General features: G+C 43.0%; 5 protein-coding genes, 2 tRNA genes and 1 pseudogene. 4 read left to right on the top strand and 4 right to left on the bottom strand.

Going from position 1 to position 6288, the window contains the following annotated elements; all coding sequences use genetic code 11:
• Window positions 1–127 precede the first annotated feature (127 nt).
• The 3 genes and pseudogenes from ACED53_RS22565 to ACED53_RS22555 form a co-directional block, all read right to left on the bottom strand.
• Window positions 128–798, bottom strand: a pseudogene (locus ACED53_RS22565) (IS630 family transposase); the annotation flags it as partial.
• 113 nt (window positions 799–911) lie between these two features.
• Entirely contained in the window at window positions 912–2252 is a 1341-nt protein-coding gene (pssA, locus tag ACED53_RS22560; RefSeq protein WP_017101064.1) for a CDP-diacylglycerol--serine O-phosphatidyltransferase, read from the bottom strand.
• A 91-nt stretch (window positions 2253–2343) separates the two neighbouring features.
• Entirely contained in the window at window positions 2344–2775 is a 432-nt protein-coding gene (locus ACED53_RS22555; RefSeq protein WP_017101063.1) for a GNAT family N-acetyltransferase, read from the bottom strand.
• A 66-nt stretch (window positions 2776–2841) separates the two neighbouring features.
• Here ACED53_RS22555 and murB point away from each other — a divergent pair, with 66 nt between their 5' ends.
• Both murB and birA read left to right on the top strand, forming a co-directional pair.
• Window positions 2842–3888 carry a UDP-N-acetylmuramate dehydrogenase gene (murB, locus tag ACED53_RS22550; protein WP_029225501.1) on the top strand — a complete coding sequence of 349 codons (1047 nt, stop codon included), beginning with the start codon at window positions 2842–2844 and terminating at the stop codon, window positions 3886–3888.
• Window positions 3885–4850, top strand: coding sequence for a bifunctional biotin--[acetyl-CoA-carboxylase] ligase/biotin operon repressor BirA (gene birA, locus ACED53_RS22545; protein ID WP_017101061.1), 966 nt, complete (start codon window positions 3885–3887; stop codon window positions 4848–4850). The genes murB and birA overlap by 4 nt, the downstream gene beginning before the upstream one ends.
• A gap of 7 nt (window positions 4851–4857) precedes the next feature.
• On the opposite strand, the gene coaA is transcribed toward birA, so the two are convergent.
• A complete protein-coding gene (coaA, locus tag ACED53_RS22540; protein WP_009844725.1) occupies window positions 4858–5781 on the bottom strand; it encodes a type I pantothenate kinase in 924 nt (307 codons plus the stop codon).
• Window positions 5782–5990: 209 nt separating this feature from the next.
• On the opposite strand from coaA, the gene ACED53_RS22535 reads away from it, so the two are divergent.
• A tRNA-Thr gene (locus tag ACED53_RS22535) sits at window positions 5991–6066 on the top strand.
• 44 nt (window positions 6067–6110) lie between these two features.
• Window positions 6111–6195: transfer RNA gene (locus ACED53_RS22530), tRNA-Tyr, on the top strand.
• Window positions 6196–6288 lie beyond the last annotated feature (93 nt).

The following is a 6288-nucleotide window of genomic DNA, read 5'->3' as shown; positions in this document are numbered from 1 at the left end:
CCTGTCACGCCGGGGGTCGCGGGTTCGAGTCCCGTCCACTCCGCCACTTATTAGAGAAGCCCTGCTAGAAATAGCAGGGCTTTTTTACATTTGAAAAAGTGTTTTTCTGTTATACCAATCCGGAAAATTACTGATCAGGTTTATCTAATCTCTTCTGGTCATTTTGGTGACGCGATCTTTCTTTGCACTCAAGAAATCCATTCCAAGCGCGACAAACCTTGGAAACAAAGTCGTTATAATCAGTGAAAATTTGATTCGCTAGATAATGTTGTCGCAACCAACTCCAAACTTGCTCTATAGGGTTGAGCTCTGGGGAGTAGGGAGGAAGCTTAATAGTAGTGACGTTATGCAATTCTCTCGTAATATCATCAGTATGCCAGCCTGCTCCATCCACAATAACGACTGCATAACGTCCTTTTTCTGTAGCTTTCGATATCTGCTCTAAGTGATTTTTCATTATGTTCTTGTTGACCCAAGGAACCACTATTGCTTCACCAATTCCTCTTTCAGGGCATACCGAACCAAACAAATAAGCGTATTCAAATTGCTGTTGTTTTACCACGCGAGGCCTCGTTTCACGAGTCGCCCAAAGACGTGTAGTTGTGTTCTGTTGACCAAACCTAGCTTCGTCTTGAAACCAGACATCAACACACTCTAGCCCAATATGACCGGGGATCTTAAGGACCGTTTCTATTTTGATTTTTTTAAATCGTCTTGGATTTGCTGTGATTGTTTGGGGTGTTTGGAGCGAGAAGTTATCCAAGAAAAGCCCATGAGGTCTAGGAGATAATAGATAGAATTCGGGTGGTGGTACTTATCAACGATTTTCACGATTTAGTCATTTATATCGCAGATACAAAAACGCCTAGCGTATGCTAGGCGTTGATAAATAGTGTTTCTAATACATCCGACTACAGTATTTGCTTAAGCACTCTATCGGCTTTCACACGAGTGATCTTACGAATCAACTTCTGAACTTCCATCGGGTAGCTCTCTACCTTATCTAACTGCTTATAGGTACAGATAAGCTGAGTGTGTTGAAGGATATTATCCACTTCAGCCTGAAACTTGTCTGTTAGGTGATGGTAGTTATCTTGGATAAAGATGCCGTTCTCTAGATCCAACTTCCATGCGCGAGGGTTTAGGTTATTACCTGTTAGTAGCATGTAGCGCTTATCTACCCAAATACCCTTTAGGTGGAAGCTGTTGGAATCGTGTTGCCAAAGTCGAATTGATAGATTACGGCTAGCAATATGAGCCTCATTCGCTTTAGCGAAACGACGTAAGTTCAATTCGTAAAGGTATGGAAGACCACCAATCGTTTTAAACTCTTCTTCTGGTGAGATAAAGAAATCATTCGCTGTCTTATCGCCAACAACAATGCTGACCTTTACGCCACGCTTAAGCGCTTTCTTCACTTCTTTAGCTAGGCTAGGTGGGAAGTTGAAGTAAGGTGTGCAGATAAAGATTTCATCTTTAGCTTGAGCTACGAGTTGATTGATTCCTTGATTCAGACGGTTACGTCTTTTACCGATACCAACTAATGGTGTTACAGCAACTTGGTCTGCTGAAACCTCTTGACCATCGAGTTGATACTGAGACCTTGCTAATGATGCACGAAACTGACGAATAGCTGGTTTCAGTTCTTTGGTCGAAGGCTTGTTCTTATCAGCCAGGTCATAAACAGCGCTGTCCGCAACCATCTGTTCGTGTACGTAGGTAAACATTGAATCAGCAAGCGCTGCGTTGTTTAAAACATGGTAACGATCAAAGCGATAGCGGTCATGGTAATTCAGGTAGATATTGTTGAGGCTTGCACCGCTGTATATCACGCTGTCATCGACGATAAAGCCTTTCAAATGCAATACGCCAAAGACTTCTTTGCCGCGAACTGGAATGCCATAGACGGGTACAGAGTGCTGATATTTTTCTGCAAACTCTTTATACATTGCAGCATTGCCTTCAGAAGACTCTGCGCCAATCAATCCACGTTGCGCTCGGTGCCAATCGACACAAACGCTCACGTCTAATTCTGGATTCTTTTGTTTTGCTTCATATAAGGCAGTTAGGATTTCACGGCCAGCCTCATCATCTTCAAGATACAAAGCGACTAAACTAATACGAGTCGTTGCGCGAGATATCTCATCAAGTAGACGAGTTCGAAACTCTTGCGCTGATAGTAGTACTTCAAACTTGTCAGGATTCTGCGCTATGGTTGGCAACTGTATGAATGGATTCCTACTGGCAATCATATTGACTGTTTTACCTTAAAAATATGCAAAATTGCGAACCTTTAATTTTACCAAAGGGATAGCATCAAATACTAGATAATCGAGGCATTCTCTAACAATTTTGCTGATAATGCATAGGAATGAGATCTTTTCCGCTATTCGAGTAGCGCTCGTATAAAACTCTTAAACCATTTGGCAGATCTTTAGGGTCTATTTGTATGAATAGGTGTCGCGCGTAAAAATTGGTGAGATGAGCGTACGCAAAGCAGTAATCGTCTTCCGTAAGTGTATGTTGCGCACAATAGTCCATAAGCTGGGAGCCTAATTGCTTACCGCGATGTTGTTTTGATATCGCCATTCCAGTAAGTAAGCGATTATTCTCTATTGTACGAAAGCGCACGACACCACACAGCTCGTTATCCAGTAATAACGAATAGATCAGTTCACTTTTATTGGCTTTTCCCGTTGGGTAATGTTCTTTATAGAAACGTTTAACTAGGGGAACCTTTACTGGGTCTAATTGGGTAATGATGACATTGTTCATTCAGTCACTGCGCCATTGGTTTATCTGCTGTAGAATGACTGCAGTGTAAGTTAATTGAATATCGCCATGCAATTCCATCTCAATGCTAGTTTAAAAAATGTTCATACTTTTTCCATCGATCAGACGTGTGATGCGTTGGTCGAAGTCACCACTATCGAAGAATTAATTTCCGTTTACAGAGACCCTAAATGGTCCGATTTACCTAAGTTAATACTGGGTAAAGGCAGTAATATGCTTTTTACTGAGCACTTCGCTGGCCTAGTCATTGTGAATAAATTAACCGGGATTGAGTTGACCGAAACGGACAGTCATCACCTACTACATGTTAGTGGGGGAGAAGATTGGCCAAACTTAGTTGAATGGAGTGTGGATAAAGGGCTTGGTGGTCTAGAAAACCTAGCAATGATACCCGGCTGTTCAGGTTCGGCTCCGATTCAAAATATTGGTGCGTATGGTGTTGAGCTACAAGACGTATGCGAGTATGTCGATATCCTGTGTCTGGATACTTATACGGTTAAGCGATTAAGCAAAGAAGACTGTCTCTTTGGTTACCGAGATTCTATTTTCAAGCACGCTCTCTACAATAAAGCGATTGTTGTTGCGATTGGTTTATCGTTGCCGAAAGAGTGGGAGCCATGCAATCACTATGGCCCGCTAAAAAGCCTAGCAGCCGATACGCTCTCTCCTCGTACTATATTTGATGAAGTATGCGCTATCCGTTCAAGTAAGTTGCCAGACCCTAGAGTCCAAGGCAATGCGGGCAGCTTCTTCAAAAACCCTGTGATCACCAGAGATCATTTTGATCGCTTGTTAGCTCTATATCCCAATATTGTCGGCTATGAGAGCAATGACATGATCAAAGTCGCTGCAGGCTGGCTGATTGATCAATGCCAGTTCAAAGGCGTGACAGAAGGTGGTGCTCAAGTTCACCCAAACCAAGCATTAGTTATCATCAATTATGATGAGGCTTCTGCTGTGGATATCCTTAAGCTTGCAGAGCGAGTGCGTCAGTCTGTCTTGAATAAATTCGATATTCGACTGGAACATGAAGTGCGTTTTATGGGACGAGACTGCGAGACAAACCTAGACAAGGCTTTGGAGTCATTGGCATGAGAGAACACAGTACCAAGCTTGCACTATTGAAGTGTCTTGCTGACGGTGAGTTTCATTCAGGTGAAGATCTAGGTGAAACGATTGGTGTCTCACGAGCGGCTATCAGTAAGCACATTAAAGGTATTCAAGGGTGGGGTTTAGATATCTACCGAGTACAAGGCAAGGGCTATAAGTTAGCTAGCCGTTTAGATATGCTTAACGAAGACAAATTGTCTGTTGTTAGTCGAGATGCTTCTCTTGAACTGATTCCAATCATAGGTTCTACAAACCAACACCTATTAGAGCGTACTAACACCCTCGAATCGGGTTCTGTCTGTATTGCTGAATATCAAGCTGCGGGACGTGGACGTCGTGGACGAGAGTGGGTATCGCCATTCGGTGCAAACCTCTATCTTTCAATGTATTGGAGACTCGACGCAGGGATGGCTGCCGCGATGGGATTGAGCCTTGTGGTTGGTGTAGCTGTTGTTGAAGCTTTGGAAGAGATGGGCGTAGAAGGTATAAAGCTCAAATGGCCGAACGACCTTTACCACAATGACAAGAAGCTTGCCGGTATCTTGGTAGAGCTGTCAGGACAGTCTGGTGGCGCTGCTCATATTGTGATTGGTTTAGGGCTAAACTTATCCATGGATCCAACAACATCAGGTATTGGCCAACCGTGGACTTCTCTTAAAGAAGTGTGTGATGGGAAGGTGCCCGATCGCAATCAGTTAGCGCAGGCTCTGATCAATGCCTGGGATAAGTCTCTTGTTGATTATGAGTTGAAAGGGATGTCGAATTTTGTAGAGCGTTGGAATCGCTTTGATAATTTCTTAGGTCGCAATGTTAGGTTGATCATTGGACCTAGAGAAATTGAAGGTGTTGTTCAAGGCATCGATGAACAAGGTGCTGTATTACTCAAAACTGAGAATGGTATCGAGAGCTATATCGGCGGAGAGATATCGCTAAGAAAAGGCGATTAAGGTGTTACTATTTTCTTAGTAATACTTCTTCAACCATATGATCTGCGCCTTTACGTAGAATCAAGTGAGCCCTTTCTCGTGTAGGAAGGATATTTTGTTCTAGGTTCAAGCCATTAATTGAACTCCAGATACCTTCCGCTTTATCCAGTGCCGCTTGGTTCGATAATTTTGTGTAATGACTAAAGTAAGAGCCAGGTTTGGTAAACGCGCCATCGCGGAATTTCATAAAGCGATTGACGTACCACTCTTTGATTTGTTGGCTATCAGCGTCAACATAGAGAGAGAAATCAAGGAAGTCTGAAATAAACACGCGATGTGGCTCGTGTGGATCGTTCATGCCTGTTTGCAAGACATTAAGTCCTTCAATAATAAGCACATCTGGTAGGTCGACACACTTAACGTCATCAGTAATGTTGTACGTAAGATGTGAGTACACGGGAGCCGTGACATTTCTCTTGCATGCTTTTACATCCGAAACAAAGTTCACTAAACGCTTAATATCGTAAGACTCCGGAAAGCCCTTTTTACTCATCAATCCTTTTTCTTCTAACACCTCATTTGGGTATAAGAAGCCATCGGTTGTGACTAGCTCAACTTTTGGGTGGTTCTCCCAGCGAGAAAGTAGGGCTTTAAGCAGTCGTGCAGTTGTACTTTTGCCCACAGCGACACTTCCAGCAATACCGATGATAAAAGGTGGTGCTTTCTCGTTTTTATCCAGGAATTGATGGAGTACTGAGTTTCTATTCTGTCTGGCTGCCACATAGAGATTTAATAGGCGAGAGAGCGGCAGGTAGATCTCAACGGCTTCCTCCATTGTGAGCTTTTCATTGATGCCTTGAAGCTCTTTTAAGTCGCTCTCAGAAAGTGTCATCGGAACTAAATTCCTTAGCTCAGACCAACGTTCGCGGTCAAATGACATAAATGGGCTCATATAAACTCTATAGTGGATAACAAAACAAGTGCATGGAAAATACATCAAGCGATAGATAAATAAAATATCTTCCTGTACTAGATGTGGGTTAAAGGCAGAAACCTTGAGCTAAATAGCCGTATCTAGGAATTTCATAGGAGAATTTTTCACTTTTTTTCAATTTACTATTGCAAGGTGGAAAATCATTCAATAAAATGCGCCCCACTTGTGCCGACTTAGCTCAGTAGGTAGAGCAACTGACTTGTAATCAGTAGGTCACCAGTTCGATTCCGGTAGTCGGCACCACTTTCTCCCTTTCTTTAAGGTAAGCGAGAGAAAGCTCAAAATTTGGAGGGGTTCCCGAGTGGCCAAAGGGAGCAGACTGTAAATCTGCCGGCACTGCCTTCGATGGTTCGAATCCGTCTCCCTCCACCATATTCTAAAGGTTAAATAGCTCAAACAGAGTTACGTGTTGCGTGCATCGTATAATGGCTATTACCTCAGCCTTCCAAGCTGATGATGCGGGTT

Origin of the sequence: Vibrio sp. 1F169 (assembly GCF_041439605.1) — a bacterium.
In the GTDB taxonomy this organism is placed as follows: Bacteria; Pseudomonadota; Gammaproteobacteria; order Enterobacterales; family Vibrionaceae; genus Vibrio; species Vibrio tasmaniensis_A.
Note: the sequence above shows the minus strand (reverse complement) of the source record. Positions and strands in the feature narration are given on the sequence as shown.

Coding starts and splice junctions, on each gene's coding strand:
- pssA (WP_017101064.1), bottom strand. CDS start 2,252: ATGATTGCCAGTAGGAATCCATTCATACAGTTGCCAACCATAGCGCAG.
- ACED53_RS22555 (WP_017101063.1), bottom strand. CDS start 2,775: ATGAACAATGTCATCATTACCCAATTAGACCCAGTAAAGGTTCCCCTA.
- murB (WP_029225501.1), top strand. CDS start 2,842: ATGCAATTCCATCTCAATGCTAGTTTAAAAAATGTTCATACTTTTTCC.
- birA (WP_017101061.1), top strand. CDS start 3,885: ATGAGAGAACACAGTACCAAGCTTGCACTATTGAAGTGTCTTGCTGAC.
- coaA (WP_009844725.1), bottom strand. CDS start 5,781: ATGAGCCCATTTATGTCATTTGACCGCGAACGTTGGTCTGAGCTAAGG.